Source organism: Planomicrobium okeanokoites (assembly GCF_003428875.1).
GTDB classification, from domain to species: domain Bacteria; phylum Bacillota; class Bacilli; order Bacillales_A; family Planococcaceae; genus Planococcus; species Planococcus okeanokoites.
In genome coordinates this window covers 575,558-594,462 of the sequence record NZ_QQRS01000001.1, presented here as the reverse complement: position 1 = coordinate 594,462, position 18,905 = coordinate 575,558, and the positions used below count along the sequence as shown (strand labels likewise).

The 18,905-nt window shown below is 45.2% G+C and carries 21 protein-coding genes; 20 read left to right on the top strand and 1 reads right to left on the bottom strand.

All coding sequences use genetic code 11. From position 1 onward, the window contains the following. The first annotated feature begins 8 nt into the window (after nucleotides 1–8). From qcrB to D2910_RS03030, 4 genes are all read left to right on the top strand, one after another. Nucleotides 9–683 carry a menaquinol-cytochrome c reductase cytochrome b subunit gene (gene qcrB, locus D2910_RS03045; RefSeq protein WP_084245532.1) on the top strand — a complete coding sequence of 225 codons (675 nt, stop codon included), beginning with the start codon at nucleotides 9–11 and terminating at the stop codon, nucleotides 681–683. A 38-nt stretch (nucleotides 684–721) separates the two neighbouring features. After that, the gene (locus D2910_RS03040) at nucleotides 722–1,504 is read left to right on the top strand and encodes a menaquinol-cytochrome c reductase cytochrome b/c subunit (RefSeq protein ID WP_084245534.1); all 783 of its coding nucleotides are present in this window, start codon (nucleotides 722–724) and stop codon (nucleotides 1,502–1,504) included. Nucleotides 1,505–1,565: 61 nt separating this feature from the next. Beyond that, nucleotides 1,566–2,189, top strand: coding sequence for a lipoprotein heptaprenylglyceryl N-acetyltransferase LhaT (gene lhaT, locus D2910_RS03035; protein ID WP_117312369.1), 624 nt, complete (start codon nucleotides 1,566–1,568; stop codon nucleotides 2,187–2,189). Between the two features lie 41 nt (nucleotides 2,190–2,230). Then, nucleotides 2,231–2,914, top strand: a complete 684-nt coding sequence (locus tag D2910_RS03030; protein ID WP_117312368.1) for a zinc metallopeptidase — start codon at nucleotides 2,231–2,233, stop codon at nucleotides 2,912–2,914. A 53-nt stretch (nucleotides 2,915–2,967) separates the two neighbouring features. Here the strand turns inward: D2910_RS03030 and D2910_RS03025 are convergent, their stop codons facing one another. Next, nucleotides 2,968–3,834, bottom strand: a complete 867-nt coding sequence (locus D2910_RS03025; RefSeq protein WP_084245540.1) for a YitT family protein — start codon at nucleotides 3,832–3,834, stop codon at nucleotides 2,968–2,970. Between the two features lie 107 nt (nucleotides 3,835–3,941). Here D2910_RS03025 and D2910_RS03020 point away from each other — a divergent pair, with 107 nt between their 5' ends. The 16 genes from D2910_RS03020 (at nucleotide 3,942) to D2910_RS02945 (ending at nucleotide 18,853) form a co-directional block, all read left to right on the top strand. Then, nucleotides 3,942–4,277, top strand: coding sequence for a nucleotide pyrophosphohydrolase (locus tag D2910_RS03020; protein WP_117312367.1), 336 nt, complete (start codon nucleotides 3,942–3,944; stop codon nucleotides 4,275–4,277). Beyond that, nucleotides 4,277–5,077 (top strand): 4-hydroxy-tetrahydrodipicolinate reductase, encoded by an 801-nt coding sequence (dapB, locus tag D2910_RS03015; RefSeq protein WP_117312366.1) that lies wholly within the window; start codon nucleotides 4,277–4,279, stop codon nucleotides 5,075–5,077. Before D2910_RS03020 ends, dapB begins: the two co-directional genes overlap by 1 nt. Nucleotides 5,078–5,090: 13 nt before the next feature. Next, entirely contained in the window at nucleotides 5,091–5,495 is a 405-nt protein-coding gene (mgsA, locus tag D2910_RS03010; protein ID WP_084245546.1) for a methylglyoxal synthase, read from the top strand. 11 nt (nucleotides 5,496–5,506) lie between these two features. Beyond that, nucleotides 5,507–6,649, top strand: a complete 1,143-nt coding sequence (gene bshA / locus D2910_RS03005) for an N-acetyl-alpha-D-glucosaminyl L-malate synthase BshA (protein ID WP_117312365.1) — start codon at nucleotides 5,507–5,509, stop codon at nucleotides 6,647–6,649. Then, a complete protein-coding gene (locus tag D2910_RS03000) occupies nucleotides 6,646–7,779 on the top strand; it encodes a CCA tRNA nucleotidyltransferase (RefSeq protein ID WP_117312364.1) in 1,134 nt (377 codons plus the stop codon). Before bshA ends, D2910_RS03000 begins: the two co-directional genes overlap by 4 nt. After that, the gene (locus D2910_RS02995; RefSeq protein ID WP_117312363.1) at nucleotides 7,757–8,740 is read left to right on the top strand and encodes a biotin--[acetyl-CoA-carboxylase] ligase; all 984 of its coding nucleotides are present in this window, start codon (nucleotides 7,757–7,759) and stop codon (nucleotides 8,738–8,740) included. Before D2910_RS03000 ends, D2910_RS02995 begins: the two co-directional genes overlap by 23 nt. Nucleotides 8,741–8,964: 224 nt before the next feature. Beyond that, complete coding sequence (gene panC, locus D2910_RS02990) at nucleotides 8,965–9,801, top strand: pantoate--beta-alanine ligase (RefSeq protein ID WP_117312591.1); 837 nt, start codon at nucleotides 8,965–8,967, stop codon at nucleotides 9,799–9,801. 2 nt (nucleotides 9,802–9,803) lie between these two features. Further along, nucleotides 9,804–10,187: an aspartate 1-decarboxylase gene (gene panD / locus D2910_RS02985; protein ID WP_117312362.1), complete on the top strand. Its 384-nt coding sequence runs from the start codon at nucleotides 9,804–9,806 to the stop codon at nucleotides 10,185–10,187. Nucleotides 10,188–10,673: 486 nt separating this feature from the next. Further along, the gene (dinG, locus tag D2910_RS02980; protein ID WP_117312361.1) at nucleotides 10,674–13,436 is read left to right on the top strand and encodes an ATP-dependent DNA helicase DinG; all 2,763 of its coding nucleotides are present in this window, start codon (nucleotides 10,674–10,676) and stop codon (nucleotides 13,434–13,436) included. Nucleotides 13,437–13,459: 23 nt separating this feature from the next. Beyond that, the gene (locus D2910_RS02975) at nucleotides 13,460–13,630 is read left to right on the top strand and encodes a YpmA family protein (protein ID WP_084245560.1); all 171 of its coding nucleotides are present in this window, start codon (nucleotides 13,460–13,462) and stop codon (nucleotides 13,628–13,630) included. 14 nt (nucleotides 13,631–13,644) lie between these two features. Further along, the gene (locus tag D2910_RS02970; protein ID WP_101802926.1) at nucleotides 13,645–14,121 is read left to right on the top strand and encodes a cell wall elongation regulator TseB-like domain-containing protein; all 477 of its coding nucleotides are present in this window, start codon (nucleotides 13,645–13,647) and stop codon (nucleotides 14,119–14,121) included. Between the two features lie 15 nt (nucleotides 14,122–14,136). After that, nucleotides 14,137–15,327: a pyridoxal phosphate-dependent aminotransferase gene (locus tag D2910_RS02965; RefSeq protein ID WP_117312360.1), complete on the top strand. Its 1,191-nt coding sequence runs from the start codon at nucleotides 14,137–14,139 to the stop codon at nucleotides 15,325–15,327. A 27-nt stretch (nucleotides 15,328–15,354) separates the two neighbouring features. After that, nucleotides 15,355–16,650 (top strand): asparagine--tRNA ligase, encoded by a 1,296-nt coding sequence (asnS, locus tag D2910_RS02960; RefSeq protein WP_084245566.1) that lies wholly within the window; start codon nucleotides 15,355–15,357, stop codon nucleotides 16,648–16,650. Nucleotides 16,651–17,151: 501 nt separating this feature from the next. Beyond that, on the top strand, nucleotides 17,152–17,856 hold the full coding sequence (locus tag D2910_RS02955; protein WP_117312359.1) for a DnaD domain-containing protein: 705 nt from the start codon (nucleotides 17,152–17,154) through the stop codon (nucleotides 17,854–17,856). 12 nt (nucleotides 17,857–17,868) lie between these two features. Beyond that, the gene (nth, locus tag D2910_RS02950) at nucleotides 17,869–18,549 is read left to right on the top strand and encodes an endonuclease III (RefSeq protein ID WP_117312358.1); all 681 of its coding nucleotides are present in this window, start codon (nucleotides 17,869–17,871) and stop codon (nucleotides 18,547–18,549) included. Next, nucleotides 18,524–18,853: a YpoC family protein gene (locus tag D2910_RS02945; RefSeq protein ID WP_133299066.1), complete on the top strand. Its 330-nt coding sequence runs from the start codon at nucleotides 18,524–18,526 to the stop codon at nucleotides 18,851–18,853. The genes nth and D2910_RS02945 overlap by 26 nt, the downstream gene beginning before the upstream one ends. Nucleotides 18,854–18,905: the final 52 nt, after the last annotated feature.

The window sequence follows — 18,905 nt, the reverse complement described above, 5'->3', positions numbered from 1 at the left end:
CGACACCAGTGCTAAACAAGTTATATGATTGGGTTGATGAGCGTCTGGACATTACGCCGATCTGGCGTGATATTGCAGACCATGAAGTACCGGAACACGTAAACCCCGCACACCACTTTTCAGCATTCGTTTATTGTTTTGGGGGATTGACGTTCTTCATCACGGTAATTCAGATCTTATCCGGTATGTTCTTAACTATGTACTACGTACCAGATATCGAGAATGCCTGGCAGTCGGTTTATTATCTCCAGAATGAAGTAGCATTCGGAGAAATCGTGCGCGGTATGCACCACTGGGGAGCTTCTCTTGTAGTAGTTATGATTTTCCTTCATACGCTTCGCGTATTCTTCACAGGTTCTTATAAAAAACCGCGTGAATTGAACTGGGTAGTAGGCGTTATGCTTTTCGGTGTCATCCTTGGATTGAGTTTCACAGGCTACCTGCTTCCATGGGACATGAAAGCATTGTTCGCTACTAAAGTTGGTATCGAAATCGCTGCATCCGTTCCATTGATCGGCGGTATGATCAAAGTATTGCTAGCCGGGGATTCTACGATTCTTGGTGCACAAACCTTGACCCGTTTCTTCGCCATTCATGTATTCTTCTTGCCTGCTGCTTTGCTTGGGTTGCTTGCGGCGCATTTTATCATGATTCGGAGACAGGGTATTTCAGGCCCATTGTAAGCAATGCGGCTTAACGGATTTTTAAAGGAGGGGACACTATGCATCGCGGAAAAGGGATGAAATTTGTAGGGGATTCGCGCGTACCAGGAATGGAACATCGCAAGCCGAATATCCCGAAAGATTATTCCGAATACCCTGGCAAGACAGAAGCTTTTTGGCCAAACTTCCTTTTGAAAGAATGGATGATTGGTGCAGTCTTCTTGATCGGTTATCTGCTTTTGACTGTCGCTCACCCGTCACCTCTTGAAGGTCAGGCGGATCCGACTGATACAGCTTATATTCCATTGCCAGACTGGTATTTCTTATTCTTATATCAATTACTTAAATACGAATTCGCTTCAGGCCCATTCAATGTTGTAGGTGCCATCATTATTCCAGGTCTCGCATTCGGGGCATTGGCTTTGGCTCCATTCTTGGATCGCGGACCGGAAAGACGCCCGTCAAAACGGCCTCTTCCAACAGGCTTCATGCTTTTGGCAATCGCTTCAATCATCTTCCTTACTTGGGAATCCGTAGCTAACCATGACTGGGAAGCTGCTGAAGCTCAAGGCCAGATTACAGAAGAAGTTGAAATCGATACATCCGATCCTGGATATGAAATATATGCAGGTGCCGCTTGTATCAGCTGTCACGGTGATAATTTGGAAGGAGCTGTCGGACCTACACTTGTAGGAACTGGCTTGTCTCCGGAAGAAATCGCTGAAATTGCTGTCAACGGTATCGAAGAAGGCGGAGTACAATCCATGCCGCCATCTTGGGATGGTACAGAAGAAGACCTGCAGGTTATGGCAGAATTCATCTCAGGTCTTGAAGCAGAATAACATACTAAAAAGAGAGCCGGGAAACCGGCTCTTTTTTGCTATCTTGAAAGGAAGAAATCCAATGCTTTCCTTTGTCAATAAATTGTCCGCCTGGCTGATGTTCAAGCCATTCCTGTTATTGCTGTTTTTTGTGAATTTGGGCGGAACCATTTACGGTTACATATGGTATGGATGGCAACTGGCCATCACTGAACCTAAATATTTGATATTTGTACCTGACAGTCCAACTGCCAGCCTTTTCTTCACGATTGTATTGGGATTATGGCTGATCGGGAAACGGAGCAGCCTGATTGAAGCTCTTGCTTTTATCACTTTGATCAAATACGGATTATGGGCAGTGGTTATGAATATTTTAACGTTGTGGCAGACTGGGGATATTGGCTGGCTGGGTTGGATGCTGGTGGTTTCACATTTCGCCATGGCATTGCAGGCGGTCCTTTATCTCGACCATTACCGGTTTGGATGGCTCGCTGTGTCACTGGCTGCAGTCTGGACATTGCATAATGATGTAATCGATTATGTCTTTGGACAAATGCCTATATACAGCAGTTTGTCAGCATACAGCAATCAAATCGGCTACTTTACATTCTGGTTGTCGATTGCATGCATTGCATTCGCCTTCTTTGCAGCCTGGCTCAATAAGGCCACGCCGTTTCAGTTGACCAACACTGACCAAACCAAGTAAAATAAGGGCAACAGATAGTAAAGAAAGGGTGTTAGGACATCATGGGCTTAGGTTCATATCTCATCTATTTCGCAGTCTTGTTGATCCTGCCTTTATGGGCTCAATTTAAATTAAAAAAAACTTACGGCAAGTATTCGAAAGTGCGTTCGACATCCGGTCATACCGGTGCTCAAGTTGCCCGTATGATATTAGATCAGAATGGATTATACGATGTTAAGGTTATTGAAAGCCGTGGGATGTTAAGTGACCACTACAATCCACTTAAAAAAACTGTAGCTTTATCTAGCAATAATTTTCATGAAGCATCTGTAGCCGGAACAGCGGTCGCTGCACACGAAGTTGGACATGCAATCCAGGATGCTGAAGATTATTCGTTTCTTCGCTTGCGGCACCGGTTGGTACCGCTTGTGAATATTTCATCCAATATGTCCTGGGTGTTCATCATGATCGGTTTCTTCGCGCAACTCAGCGGGGCTTTGCTGATTGGTATCGTCCTATTGGCGATGGGTGTCATTTTCCAGATCATCACTTTACCGGTTGAGTTCAATGCTTCCAATAGAGCAATGGACCAATTGCTGTCAGCCAATATAATCCGCAACGAGGAAGAGCCTCACGCGAAAAAAGTATTGAACGCTGCAGCGATGACGTATGTGGCTGCTACAGCAGTTGCTGTTCTGGAACTGGCCCGCCTTTTATTGATCTACTCAAGCATGAACCGTTCGTAATAACTAGAAAACCGTTCCGACGAAAATCGGAACGGTTTTTTTTTGCTATTTCGTTAATTCAACGGCATTTTCTGTTCATCCAATGTAAATCCTTCTCCGATGACATCATGGACTTCAATTACTGAAACGAAGGCATGAGGATCTACAGAGTTTATGATGTTTTTCAATCGGACGATTTCATTTCTTCCGACTACACAGTACAGCACTTCGCGTTCTTCTTTCGAAAAGTGGCCATAGCCGCGGAGTATCGTTATTCCACGGTCCATTTCAATTGCAATGCGGCTCGCAATCTCTTCCTGTGAGTTGGAGATGATCAATGCACCACGTCCCGAGTATGCGCCTTCCTGCACGAAATCGATAACCCGCGCCCCGACAAAGACGGCAACAAGTGTATACATCATCGAACGGTTATCAAGAAATGCCAGCCATGAAAGAAGGATGACTGCGGCGTCGAACAGGAACATCGTTTTCCCCATGCTCCATCCCACGTATTTCTGGACCAGTCTGGCGATGATATCGACGCCTCCGGTCGTGCCCCCGTAACGGAAAATAATGCCTAGGCCAGCTCCTACAAAAATTCCTGCAAATAGTGAGGCAAGGAACAAGTCATGTTCCAGGTCAATCTGAATTTCATATACAAGAAAGATCTTGAGAAAAACTGATACGGCAACTGTTCCAATGATGGTATAAAGGAACACTTTTTTCCCAAGCAGCTTCCAGCCTACAAAGAAAACTGGAATATTCAATAATAGATTCATCAATGCGGGGTCCCAGTTAAGAAGGAAGTATAAGATCAATGTGATACCCGCGAAGCCGCCTTCACCCAGTTCGTTTTGGATATTAAAGTGAACAAAACCGAAACTGTAGATGGCGGCTCCCAATAAGATGAAGAAAATGTTTTTAATTTGTAGATTTTTCATTTGAGGTCAACTCCATTCTTTTTGCTCAACTCTTGTATTATGGGTTATGGACAGGATTTTGACAACATCATCCCTTTTCTTTACGATTAAAACAGGAGTGTGAAGATATGGCACAGCAAAAAACAATGAAACATTTGCAGCAGGATGTTGATGATTATATATCGCAATTTAAAGAAGGCTATTTTACACCGCTGGAAATGATCGCCCGATTAACCGAGGAGCTCGGCGAACTGGCCAGGGAAGTGAATCACGGTTATGGACCGAAGAAAAAGAAATCCAGTGAAACGGAAGCAAGCATTTCCGAAGAAATGGGTGATTTACTGTTCGTTTTAATCACGATGGCAAATTCACTGGATGTCGATTTGACGGACTCCTTGGAGCAAGTCCTGGAAAAATTCAATACAAGAGATAAAAATCGCTGGACCAGAAAGGATGAAAACTGATGACTATTCGAGTTGCAATCGCAGGAGCGCGTGGAAGGATGGGACAGGAAGCCGTACATACAGTCATGAAAAATCCAAATATGGAGCTGGTTTCAGTTCTTGACTATAAAGAAGTCGGAGAAACATTGGCGGATACCAAATTGTTTCCTCAAACTTTTACTGTGCCGATTTTTTTGAAGCTCGCTGAACTTAACAAAGAAACGAAACCGGAAGTTCTGTTAGATCTGACATCTCCTGAATCAGTCTACGAGCACACGCGTGAAGCATTGGAACTTGGAATCCGGCCGGTTGTAGGCACCACTGGATTTTCAGATGAGGAACTTAAAGAGCTCTCTGCTTATTCCGCGCAAAATGGGATAGGCTGCATCATTGCCCCGAACTTTGCTATAGGGGCGGTTTTGATGATGAAGTTCGCTGAACAGGCAGCCAAATACTTGCCGGATATAGAAATCATCGAGATGCATCATGATCAAAAGCTGGATGCGCCTTCTGGAACTGCCATGAAAACGGCTAACTTGATCGCTGATAAACGGGAAGCACACAGCCAGGGCCATCCGAAAGAAAAAGAAACCATTGCTGGAGCCAGAGGCGCAAATTATGACGGAATGCGAATCCACAGTGTGAGATTGCCAGGCTTGGTAGCGCATCAGCAAGTCCTTTTAGGCGGAGAAGGCCAGCTATTGACGATCAGACACGATTCATTTAACCGTGGATCATTCATGTCGGGCGTAGCATTGTCCATCAATAAAGTGATGGAAATTGAAAGTTTGGTTTACGGTTTGGAAAATATAATCGACTAAAGGGGAAGATGGCATGAAAATCGCATTAATTGCGCATGACCGAAAAAAAGATGATCTGATTCAGTTTGTAATCGCCTACCAGCCGATATTAATGGAGAATTCATTGTATGCAACGGGAACAACCGGCCAGCGGATCATTGATGAAACAGGTCTGCCTGTACATAAATTCCGTTCCGGCCCATTAGGAGGAGATCAGCAGATCGGTTCGATGATTGCACAGGATGAGATGGATATGATCATCTTCTTCCGTGATCCATTGACTGCCCAGCCACATGAACCTGATGTGACAGCGTTGATCCGCCTTTGTGATGTCTATAATATTCCGCTGGCGACAAATATGGGCACTGCGGAAGTGCTGCTGAAAGGCCTGAAAGAAGGCTTTGTCGACTGGCGCCTGATACGGGAACGCAGAGGATAGGAGTGTCAAAAATGCGTAAAATGAAAATAGGCATCACCTGCTATCCGACTGTCGGAGGATCGGGTGTTGTCGCGACAGAACTGGGCAAACTGCTTGCTGAAAAAGGGCACGAAATCCACTTCATCACTTCCAGTACACCGTTCAGGCTGAACAGGATGTATTCGAATGTATTCAGCCATCAAGTGGACGTCAATACGTATTCGGTCTTTCAATATGCACCTTACGACATTGCACTGGCGACGAAAATAGCAGAAGTGATCAAAAATGAAAACCTGGACCTATTGCATGTGCATTATGCAATTCCGCATGCTGTGTGTGCGATTTTAGGACGGCATATGGCAGAATCGGATATAGGGATCGTGACGACACTGCATGGTACGGATATTACGGTTCTAGGATCAGATTCATCATTAAAAGAAGCTATACGCTATGGCATTGAAAAATCTGATGTAGTGACAGCGGTCTCCAATTCATTGAGGGACCAGACTTACGAACTGATCGATCCTGATCAAAGCATAGAAACGGTCTATAATTTTGTGGACGAAAGGGAATATCAAGTAAAAGATGCCGTTCATTTGAAAGAAGAGCTGGGTATTCTGGAAGATGAAAAAGTGGTGATCCACGTTTCCAATTTCCGTAAAGTTAAAAGAGTGGGGGATGTAGTTGATACGTTCCACCGGATTCGTCAGCAAGTCTCCAGTAAATTGCTTTTGGTAGGCGATGGACCGGAAATGAGCGGAATACAGGAACAAGTAAAAGAGTTGAAATTGGATGAAGATGTATTGTTTCTTGGTAAAAGGGATAATTTATCTGAATTGTATAATATTAGTGACCTGAAATTATTGCTTTCCGAAAAAGAAGCATTCGGCCTGGTGATGCTGGAAGCGATGGCTTGCGGTGTGCCGGGCATCGGCACTAATGTCGGGGGAATCCCTGAAATTATCGAACCGGGGAAAAATGGTTATCTAGTTGAACTCGGCGATACCAGACAAGCGGCGATTCACGGAGTGGAGTTATTGAGCAACGCTAAACTCGGCAACAGATTAAGCGCTGGCGCAATCGAGATTGTAGCATCCAAATTCCATTCCAGCAGGATTTTGAAAGAATATGAAGATATCTACGAACGTTTATTGAATAAAGGTGAGCGGCAATGAAGACAGCCATCGAAGTCATACTTAAACTGAAAGCTTCCGGTTTTGATGCTTACCTCGTCGGCGGTGCAGTGCGTGATTTCCTGCTCGGCGAGAACCCGAAGGATTTTGATGTTGCGACTTCAGCGGAACCTGTACAAGTGAAAGAGATTTTCAAACGAACAGTGGACACAGGAATTCAGCATGGAACTGTTCTCGTGTTAATGAATGGCAGCGGTGTGGAAGTAACGACGTTCAGAACAGAAGGCAATTACACTGATAACAGGCGACCGGATTCAGTGGAGTTCGTGAAATCACTTGAAGAGGATTTGAAGCGCCGGGATTTCACCATCAATGCCATGGCTATGACGGAAGACTTGGAGCTTGTCGATTTATTTGGCGGCCAAAAGGACTTGGAGCGAAAATTGATAAAGGCTGTGGGGCAACCGGATGAACGTTTTCAGGAAGATGCGCTGCGGATGCTGCGGGCAATAAGATTTTCCGGTCAGCTGAATTTTTCCATTGAAGAACAGACGCTGGCAGCTATCACTAATAATGCGGCACTCATTCAAATGATCGCAGTCGAACGCATAAAAATCGAGTTGGATAAGATTCTGGCCAATCAGCATGCAAGGCGCAGCATTGCTTATATGAATCAATCAAGCCTAACCGATTATCTTCCGTCAGGCGGATTGTTCCGTACGGACTGGAAAAATTTTAAACCGACAGGTGATCCATTGAGCGGATGGCTATATGCTTTATGGTGGAATAGAAAAGAAGTGCCGGCTTTAGCTGGCTTTAAACTTTCAAATGAGGAAAAGAAAACTCTTGGGAAAGCTCTTGAAGCGGCAGCAATCGAAGAATGGAATCAATGGACTTTCTACCGCTTTACGCTCCGTCAACTGGAGCTTGCGGCTGCATTGACTGGCAGAGGCGGCGATCCGGCTCGACAAAAAAGCGGTTTGCCTATTCAAACTCAATCGGATTTAGCGGTTGATGGCCGTGATCTGATGGACTGGAGCGGCAAGAAGGCCGGCCCGTGGCTGAAAGAACTGCTCGAAGAGATAGAGCAGAAGGTCATATTCAATGAACTGGAAAATAAGAAAGAAAATATAAAGGAATGGTTCCTAAGTGAATATAACGGTAACGAATAAACTGGCGCAGCGATTGATGGAAGCTTCCGGAGAACCGGTTTCTGGTCAGCAATTGGCTGATGAGTTCGGTATTTCTAGGACTTCTGTATGGAAACACATAAAAGATCTTCAGGAAAAAGGTTATGAGATCACTTCTGTTAAAAAGAAGGGATATGTATTGATGGGCCTCCCGGATTCACTTGAAGCTTCAACAATACAACCTTTGCTGAAAACTAAGCGCTTGGGTAAAACGATTGAATACAGAGCTTCGTGCGAGTCCACACAAATCATTGCCCACCAACTGGCACAAACCGGAGTTCCGGACGGAACCGTGGCGTTGGCTGAAGAACAGACTGCAGGCCGGGGGAGAATGGCCAGAAAATGGGATTCTGCATATGGTAAGGGCGTCTGGATGAGCATCATCCTGCGTCCTGATGTGCCGATTCAGCGCGCTCCACAATTCACTTTGATAGCAGCAGTAGCCGTTGTCAGGGCAATTGAGGAAGTCACCGGCTTAAGACCGGATATCAAATGGCCAAATGATATTCTGGTGAATGGAAAGAAATGTACCGGCATATTGACAGAGCTGCAATCGGATGCTGATGGAATCCAGGCATTGATTATCGGGATAGGGCTGAATGCCAATCAGGAACCCGCGGATTTCAGTGATGAAGTCAGGGATATCGCCACCTCACTGAAAATGGAATCCGGCGGCCATGTCAGCCGTCAGGAGCTTGTTCGATCAATCCTATTCTATTTGGAACAGTATACGGAAATTTATGTAAAAGAAGGTTTTGGCGTTTTGAAGCTGATGTGGGAAAGCTATTCCACAACAATTGGGCGAAAGGTCCGTGCCCGCATGGCAAAAGAGACGCTGGAAGGGATTGCTGAAGGCATCACCGAGGATGGCGTACTTCAGCTCCGGACAGCTGATGGCAAGCTGCATGGCATTTATTCAGCGGACATCGAAATGGAGAAATGATAATTGTTTTTTGGCAGCATCTTCTGCTATAGTGTTTTTAACGGGCAGTATCTGATGAAGAACTGCACCGGTAAAAAAAGCTTTAACTTAAAACCTATGAATCTGCCTTGATCTATTGCATGACAGGGACGGAAGAAATGAAGTCAAACATTTTCTGTCCTTCTGCCCATTTTGGGGGAAGGACTTTTTATATGCGGCTTTCTTCCGGGAAGGAGAGAGAAGTATTGCGAACCATTGAAACAATTGCGGGACTCCAGGAATGGGTAAGGGAAAAAAAGGATGCGGGTCTGAGCATCGGATTGGTGCCGACAATGGGCTTTCTGCACGAAGGCCATCTGACACTTGTCGAAGCTGCGAAGAAGGAAAATGATGCAGTGCTGATGAGCATTTTTGTAAATCCCGCACAATTCGGACCGAACGAAGATTTTGAACGCTATCCGCGAAATATGTCGCGTGATATACAACTCGCTGAAACAGCGGGGACAGATGCAGTATTTGCGCCGACAGCCGAAGAAATGTATCCGAAGGAATCTGCTATTACAATATCCGCCGGCAGACTGGCGGATCAGTTATGCGGTAAATCACGGCCGGGACATTTTGACGGCGTGCTGAAAGTGGTCACAAAGCTGTTTCACCTGGCGCAAGCTGATCGCGCATATTTCGGCCAAAAAGATGCGCAGCAATTAGCCATCATCGAGTCTTGGGTGGAGGATTTTAATTTTCCGCTGGACATACGACGTGTTGCCACAGTCAGGGAACATGATGGACTGGCGAAAAGTTCACGCAATGTATATTTGAGCGATCAGGAACGTGCCGAAGCACCGCATCTGAAAAGAGCGCTTGAACTCGGCAAACAGGCTGTATTAGCCGGGGAGAATCCGGTTCCGCTCATGGAGCAGCATTTAAACGCCAACACTTCAGGACAGATAGATTATATTCAATTGCTGTCTTATCCTGAACTCACAGAAGACTTTGAAAGTGAAGTTATTTTGGCATTAGCTGTCCAATTTGAAAAAGCCCGTTTGATCGACAATCTTATATTTAATGTAAAGGGGAACTGACAATGCTTCGTATGATGCTCAATTCAAAAATCCACCGTGCCACTGTCACCGAAGCCGATTTAAACTATGTCGGCAGTATCACAATCGACCAGGATCTGCTCGACGCAGTCGGCATGCTGCCGAATGAAAAAGTCCATATCGTCAATAATAATAACGGTGCACGCTTTGAAACCTATATAATTTCAGGAGAACGCGGCAGCGGTGTCATCTGTGTCAATGGAGCGGCAGCCCGCCTCGTACAAAAAGGCGATATCGTCATCATCCTGTCATATGCTTATATAATGGATGAAAATGCGCGTGACCATAAACCGACCGTCGCGATCATGGATGGAGACAATAGGATCAAAGAAATCATCAGCTACGAACCAGAAGCTACTATTATGTAGGACCAAGCCTTCCAAAAGAAGGCTTTTTCTTTTTGCTATGGCGGTTAATACATGTTCGTTCAATAATCAGCCTTGTTTGGGGCTGAACAAAAAAGCGTAAAAGGGCCGGATATGTTACAATTTTTCCATAGGATTAGAAACCGTAGTTTTTCAAAATTAAAATGAGCCGGGCCGCATTATGCCTTTCAGAGCTGAGCGGCCGTTTCCGCTTTTCTATTGTCCAGACTCCAGCGGCCAAGTCTTGACCGACGTCTGCGAGGTCAAGGCTTTGCGACGAAGCTAGCGCAGCGATGCAGGAGCACAGAGCGAAGCGGGCGCTGTCGCTTTTCTATTCTCCAGACTCCAACGGCCAACTCCTCGAGTCGTAAGTCTCTCTGGCTAGGCGGCTGAAAACACGCCGCTACGCCAGAGTGCCTTACGCTTGTCGGAGCTGAGCGGCCGTTTCCGCTTTTCTATAATAGAATCACCTAAGAAAGAGGGATTGTCATGAACACAGATAAATATGTTGTCGTCGATATTGAGACGACGGGCCATTCCCCTGTAAAAGGTGATCGGATTATCCAATTGGCAATTGTTACGATTGAAAATGGCACCATTACAGATACATATACGAAATTCGTTAATCCTGGACGCAGAATTCCCATGTTCATTCAGGATCTCACTGGCATATCCGACGCTGATGTAGTACAAGCTGAGCCTTTCGAGGCATATGCTGAAACGGTTTTCGAGAAAATGCAGGATGCGATTTTCGTCGCCCATAATACCAATTTTGATCTCCCTTTTTTGCAAAAGGAATTGCAGCGCAGCGGCCTTCCGAAATGGCAGGGCCTAACTATGGATACTGTTGAATTATCCCGTTTGCTTTATCCGACGGCAATCAGCTATAAATTACAGGATATTACAGCCGACCTGGGCATATCGCTGGGCAACGCTCACCGCGCAGATGATGACGCTTATGCGACTGCTGAGCTTTTTTTACGGGCGAAAAATGATCTTGGACTTTTGCCATATGAAACTTTGGCTTTATTACATAAACGTTCGTTCCAATTAAAGTCCGACTTGTCCCGTCTGTTATATGAAGAAACTGCCAAAAAAAGAGGCTCACATCATAATGAGATGGATCAGTTCAACGGGGTGCCTTTAAAACTCAGGAAAAATCCGGCTAACCGGAAACGGGGGCAGTACCAGCCAAAAACAGACTGGCACAACAGGCTCGAAGAAGTTTTTCCTAATTTTGAGCGCCGTGAAAGCCAGTTTCAGATGATGTCCGCAATCCATGAAACATTGGAGAATGCTGATGAAATGGTCATAGAAGCGTCGACGGGGATGGGTAAAACCATCGCTTATTTATTGCCGGCAGCCAATCACGCGCTTGCAACAGGGAAACAGGTGCTTGTCAGTACGTATACTACCCATCTTCAAGACCAGTTATTATGGAATGAAGCGGGAATCGTAGAAAGATTCATAGGACAACCGGTAAATATTGCCTTGATCAAAGGGCTCGGCCATTATATCGATCTTACAAGATTTACCGAAATATTATATGGTGAGGACGAATCCTATGATGAAACATTTACAATCATGCAAATTCTGATTTGGCTGACTAAAACGTCAACCGGTGATCTGAATGAATTGAATGTTTCAAGCGGCGGGCAATTATTGCTTGATAAGATTAGACGATCACACACAAGAAGGCCAGGAAGTGAAGAAAAGTCGTATGATTTCTATGAATATGCACTGGAACTTGCCAGAAGTGCAGATATCATCGTAACCAATCATTCTTACCTGCTATATCAACCGCAATCCAGCCATCCACTATTGGAAAATGTCGATGCCGTCATCTGGGATGAAGCCCATCAGGCGGTCCAATCTGCTGTATCCCAATATGAAAAGACATTCGTTTATACGCAGTGGAAATATATATTCGGTCAAATCGGCACTTCTGAAGAAAAACAGTTATTTACAAAAATGAAATTGGCTGCTGAACAGACAGGTTTTGCGAGTGCGGCTGAAATGGTGAAGCTAGATATGCTGTTTATCGGGTTCACTTCAATTTTTGACCGGATCAGCACATTGCTTTCAATTGAGTTTTCTGAGAAATTCAAAGCTCGGAAGCATAAGAAGAATTCACTGCTATTGAGTGAAATGAATTTGGATATAAATGACTATACAGAACTTCTGCGCTTGCTGAATGAATGGATCGATCTTGCACAGACCATTTTGCAAAAAGCGGAAATGATCAATGAAAAGCCGATTGAAGAGAAACTGACCATTGCCGAATGGCGTTACTGGACGCAGGAGCTTATGGTGAAAGCAGTTGAGTTCAGTGAAATCTTCGTCTTTCCGGTCAATGACGAAGTCAGCTGGATCGAAGGGGATCTGCGCAGCCTTCCTAACAGCCTTTCCTTATATAAACGGCCGTTCGAAGTAAAGTCGATCATTGATAAAGTCACAGCCCCTATACGCGGTGATAAAGCGATCATCTGGCTGTCAGGCACAATGACCGTCCCATCCAATGAGCGTTTCATCGTGAACCAGTTAGGTGTCCCTGCTTCAGTTCCGATCACCAAATATGAACCGCCTCAAGATTTCTATCAGGGAGCACGGGTTTTTGTCATAGATGATATGCCTGATATTCAGCAAGTCTCCCAAATCGACTATATAGAAGCGGTAGCTGATGCGGTCATCCGTACAGTGCTGGTTACCGAGGGGCGTTGTTTTGTTTTATTCACCTCCCAGGATATGCTCCGCAAAACGGTGGAACTTATACAGGATACCGGCTTGCTCGATGACTATATGCTCTTTGCCCAGGGAATCTCTTCAGGCAGCCGGATGCGCCTGTTGAAATCATTCCAGCGTTTCCAGAAGTCCGTGCTTTTCGGTACGAACAGTTTTTGGGAAGGCGTTGATGTGCCGGGAGATGCGCTCCGTGCGGTGGTCGTAGTGCGGCTCCCTTTCACGTCTCCCGATGAACCGGTGTTCAAGGCGAAATCAGAAATGATATCCAAAGAAGGCATCAATCCGTTTCTGCATTATGCTTTGCCTGAAGCAGTATTGAGATTAAGGCAAGGCTTTGGACGGCTGATCCGTTCCAAAGAAGACCAGGGAATGTTCATCGTATTGGACCGCCGCATTGAAACGAAATCCTATGGGCAAGAATTTCTCAATGCCCTTCCGGATGTGGGCGTATCAAAAGTGTCTTTGGAAAAGATGGTAACGGATATTGAACATTGGTATAATAAGCAATGAAAAATGAAAGGAAGGTCGTTCAGATGGAGTCGAAAATTGAAGTACTTTCCACTGTAAATGTCGCTTACCAGCCGGATTTATATAAAGTGGTGGACGCACTCAACCGCACGTTGAAGCATGATAATCTGATGTTTGGACTGGCACTCGATAAAGAAGATCCGGAGAAAGCGGTCTTCACGATTTATAAAACATAGGTTCAGGTGATGAAATGAAACAATGGATACTATTTATAGCAGGTTTTTTATCGTTTCTGGCGATTGTTCTGACCATCTTAATCCTGATTCTGGGCAATAAACCTTTTTCAGATGCGGAAGAAACCGCTATTGCAAAGGTTAAGGATGAAAACCTCCTTAGTGAAGTCAGCAGATCATATGTATATTCCAATGACCAGAAATCGGTTACTGTTATCGGGACAGACAGTGAAGGCAAATTAAAGGCGGTATTTGTGCCTATGGGAGGCCAGGAACTATCTGAAACGGAGCTGGAAGGCAAGATAACTGCCCAGGAAGCACGTGGCATCGCCTTCAAAGAAATGGAAGTCAAGGAAGTGCTTCATACCAAACTTGGCCAGGAAGACAATAAGACGATCTGGGAAGTTGTGTTTTTAACAGAAAACGATAAATTGAATTATGTTTACATTTCCGCAGAAGATGGTTCCGTCTATAAAAGGATTTTAAATTTGTGAAGGGATTGAAGACTTGTGATTAAATTAGCAAATCGTGTTCAAACTCTGACGCCTTCAACAACTCTGGCAATTACAGCGAAAGCCAATGAACTGAAAGCGCAGGGAGTCGATATAATCGGACTCGGAGCAGGAGAGCCGGATTATAATACCCCTGAAAACATCCTTCAGGCTGCTTATAAATCGATGATGGAAGGCAAAACGAAATATACGCCAGCTGGCGGTTTGCCTGCTTTAAAAGAAGCGATCATCGAAAAACTGAAACGTGACCAGCAACTGACATACGCGCCAGCCGAAGTGATGGTGGGTGTCGGGGCTAAACACGTCCTGTATACATTATTCCAGGTGTTACTGGATAAAGGTGATGAAGTCATTATCCCGATACCGTATTGGGTCAGTTATCCAGAGCAAGTGAAACTGGCGGAAGGCGTGCCTGTATACATAGAAGCTACAGCCAGCCAGAATTATAAGATTTCACCTCAGCAATTGCGTGAAGCCATTACTGACCGCACCAAAGCGGTGATGATCAATACACCGAGCAATCCGACGGGAATGATCTATTCCAAGGAAGAGCTGCAGGAACTGGCTGAAGTTTGCCGTGAAAAAGATATTTTGATCGTTTCTGATGAAATTTACGAGAAATTGATTTATGGCGGAAGTGAACATGTATCGATCGCAACTTTATCTGAAGATGCAAAAAATCGCACAATCATTGTGAATGGTGTTTCAAAATCCCATTCCATGACAGGTTGGCGGATCGGTTATGCGGCAGGGGATTCTAAACTGATCAAAGCTATGACGAATCTTGCCAGCCATTCCACTTCGAATCCCACAACGACTTCACAATATGCTGCAATAGAAGCGTATAATGGTCCACAAGGGGCGGTTGAAGAAATGCGCCAGGCTTTTGAAAGCAGATTGGAAGAAATCTTTCCGAAACTGGAAGCAATCCCAGGCTTTAACATAATTCGGCCGCAAGGGGCATTTTATTTATTGCCTGATGTGTCAGAAGCAGCGGAGAAGGCCGGTTTTGCTTCAGTCGATGAATTCGTGGAAGCATTGCTGACGGAAGCGAATGTCGCGGTTATCCCTGGTTCAGGGTTTGGGGCACCATCCACAATCCGTCTATCTTACGCCACGTCGCTGGAAGCATTGAATGAAGCGGTGGAGCGAATCGGTGAATTCGTAACATCAAGATGGCAAAATTAAGTTGAAAACACATTCTTGGAGGCTAGTATGAAAAAAATTACAATTGCCGAAATGGCTAAATATAACGGTCAAACGATTAAACTGGGTGCTTGGGTCGCAAACAAACGCTCAAGCGGAAAAATCGCGTTTCTCCAATTACGCGATGGCTCAGGATTTGTACAGGGAGTAGTGGTGAAAGCGGAAGTCGGCGAAGAAGTATTCGCAGCAGCAAAAGCTTTGACTCAGGAAACATCCCTATATGTTACTGGGGAAGTAAAAGAAGATGAACGTTCTGCATTCGGCTACGAATTAGCGGTGACAGGCATTGAAGTGATTCACGAAGCGAAAGATTTCCCGATCACTCCCAAAGAACATGGCACAGAATTCCTGATGGATAACCGCCACTTATGGCTCCGTTCGCGTAAACAGCATGCAATCATGAAAGTCCGCAACGAGATTATCCGCGCTACGTATGAGTTCTTCAACGATAATGGTTTTGTAAAAGTGGATCCGCCGATTTTAACCGGTTCTGCACCTGAAGGCACTTCTGAACTTTTCGCCACGAAATATTTTGAAGAAGATGCATTCCTGTCTCAATCCGGTCAGCTTTATATGGAAGCAGCGGCTATGGCATTAGGAAAAGTATTCTCATTCGGACCAACTTTCCGCGCTGAAAAATCCAAAACTCGCCGCCATTTGATCGAGTTCTGGATGATCGAACCGGAAATGGCGTTCATGGAGCACGATGAAAGTCTTGAAGTGCAGGAGCAGTTTGTTTCCCATATTGTTCAATCCGTGTTGAAAAACTGCAAACTTGAACTGGATCGTCTGGGCAGAGATACATCGAAACTTGAAAAAATCAAAGCTCCATTCCCGCGCATCACTTATGATGAAGCGATCAAATGGTTGAATGATAATGGCTTTAATGACATTGAATGGGGCGACGATTTCGGTGCGCCGCATGAAACAGCTATCGCTGAAAGCTACGACATGCCTGTATTCATCGTCAATTACCCGATCGGCATCAAGCCATTCTATATGCAGCCGCATCCGGAACGTGACGACGTTGTTCTTTGCGCCGATTTGATCGCACCGGAAGGTTACGGTGAAATCATTGGCGGATCTGAACGCATCTACGATTACGAGCTGATGAAACAGCGCATCAAGGAACATAACCTTGATGAATCTGCGTACGCTTGGTATTTGGAGCTCAGCAAATACGGCGCAGTGCCGCATTCGGGCTTCGGACTTGGGTTGGAGCGTACAGTAGCATGGATTTCAGGAGCAGAACACGTCCGCGAATCCATCCCGTTCCCACGTTTATTGAACCGTTTGTATCCGTAACTCGTAAGTAAAAATAATTTATAAATCGATATTCCGCAACACAGCTTGCTTTCCTGGGGGCTTGCAAAAAACCGTGCTCCTGTCTCTGCTTCGCTAGCTTCGAGACATGAAAGTGCGTTGCATCGCTGCGCTAGCTTCGTCGCTAAGAGCCGGCCTTGCAAGCTGCGGCCAACTCTTAGCTAACTCGGGTTCGTTTCACTTCACCCGAGTGGATCTCAGCACTTCGCTGCTCACCTGGGAGTCTGCGCTGTTTTGCTCCATATCTCCAGAGAGTTATCCAGCAAAGGCGCGCCTATGGACTGAGCGAAGCAATAAGACGAGTGTTCTTCTCGGCTTATTGCGGGAGCTAAGGTGCGCCATGAACTTGCGGCGCCTCCTTTGCGACGAGCAGTGCGCAGGAGCATAATCTTCGCACTGTCCTAAGCGCCGGAGCGTATATACAGCTTCTTATTTATTTAAATGAAATAATTTAGTAATAACAAATAGAAAGGTGGTTGGGATATGAAACAGCCAGATCGACTTCAGACATGGATCGAGAAGGGGAATGTTCACATTTCCCAGCTTTTTTTTCAATTTTATAAGGAATTGAAGATTTCGGATGAAGAAGCCATGCTGTTGATGCATGTGCATGCTTTTCAGCAGTCAGGAAACCATTTCCCGACTCCAGATGAAATCGGAGCACGCATGATGTGCTCTCAAAAAAGCGTCACGACGATGCTGCAGAAATTGATGCAGCAAGGATTCATTGCCATTGAGCAGGAAACGGCAAATGACATCCTGACAGAAAACATCACACTGCAGCCTTTGTGGAATAGATTGCTTGATTGTGTGGACCAGGAAGTCCACCAGGAAAAGATTCATTCCCAGAAAGAAATGGAAGGCCAGGTATTCCAGTTATTCGAACAGGAGTTTGGCAGGTTCCTGTCTCCCATGGAGATAGAAACGATTTCAATGTGGATGGATCAGGACGGGCATACACCGGCTGTCATCAGGATGGCGCTGAAAGAAGCGGTCATCTCTCAAAAAATGAGTTTGCGCTATGTTGACCGCATCCTTTTCGAATGGAAGAAAAAGAATATCAAGACTTCATCGGAAGTCACGAAGCATGCAGCAACTTTCAGGGAAAAAAATATCCAGATTCAGCCTTCGACAGACAACACTGCAAAAAAAGTGAAATTCTATAATTGGCTGGAAGACCGGAATTAGCAGGTGATTGAAATGATGTCAAAAAAAGAATGGCAATTATGCCTTGAGGAAATGGATCATATGTTTCCTGATGCGCATTGTGAGCTGATTCACCGCAATCCTTTCGATCTCTTGATTGCGACTTTGCTGTCCGCTCAGTGCACGGATAAATTGGTCAATAAAGTGACCGCAGACCTTTTCAAAAAATACCATACACCGGAAGATTATGTATCTGTGCCGCTTGAAGAGCTGCAGGATGATATCCGTTCGATCGGCTTGTTCCGCAATAAAGCGAAGAACATCCAGGCATTGAGCCATATTCTGATTGAGCAATTCAACAGTGAAGTTCCAGCGGACCGTGATTTACTGACGACTTTGCCGGGTGTGGGCAGAAAAACGGCAAATGTTGTCGTTTCAGTAGCTTTTGGGATTCCTGCACTGGCAGTCGATACGCATGTGGAACGGGTGGCGAAGCGTCTGGGGCTCAATCGCTGGAAAGATTCGCCGCTGCAAGTGGAAGAGACCATCATGAAAAAGACGCCTTCGGAAGACTGGTCCAAAACCCATCATCAGATCATTTTCTTTGGACGCTACCATTGCAAATCCCAAAATCCCGGCTGCCATATCTGTCCTTTATTCGACAGATGCAGGGAAGGGCAGAAACGCGAGAAAAAAGGGCTGGTTAAGCGTGAGCACATTACAGAGGTCAATTGAAAAAGAGAAGATAATGCCTTTCTTCGTTTTGTGGACTAAGTTGGAGGAAGAGATTGGGATAATTCACACCAGCAAAAGAACTGATGCATCCTTATTTATGAAACAAGGAATATCGGTATATAAAGCTTTATTGGAACAATGCAGTTCAGAGGAAGAGACACTGGAGCCATTGAATAACGATGAACGGTTGCATTTTGTTGAAAGCTATACTTCGACATATGCTGCTTTCAGGCAGCTTCAGGAATTGTTTATTGAAATGCAGAAGAAGGTTGCTGCAAAAAGAGCAATTTTAAATAGGTTATAATTAACAGCACAAAAATACCCTTTAGCGTTCTTTTCGCTGAAGGGTATTTTTA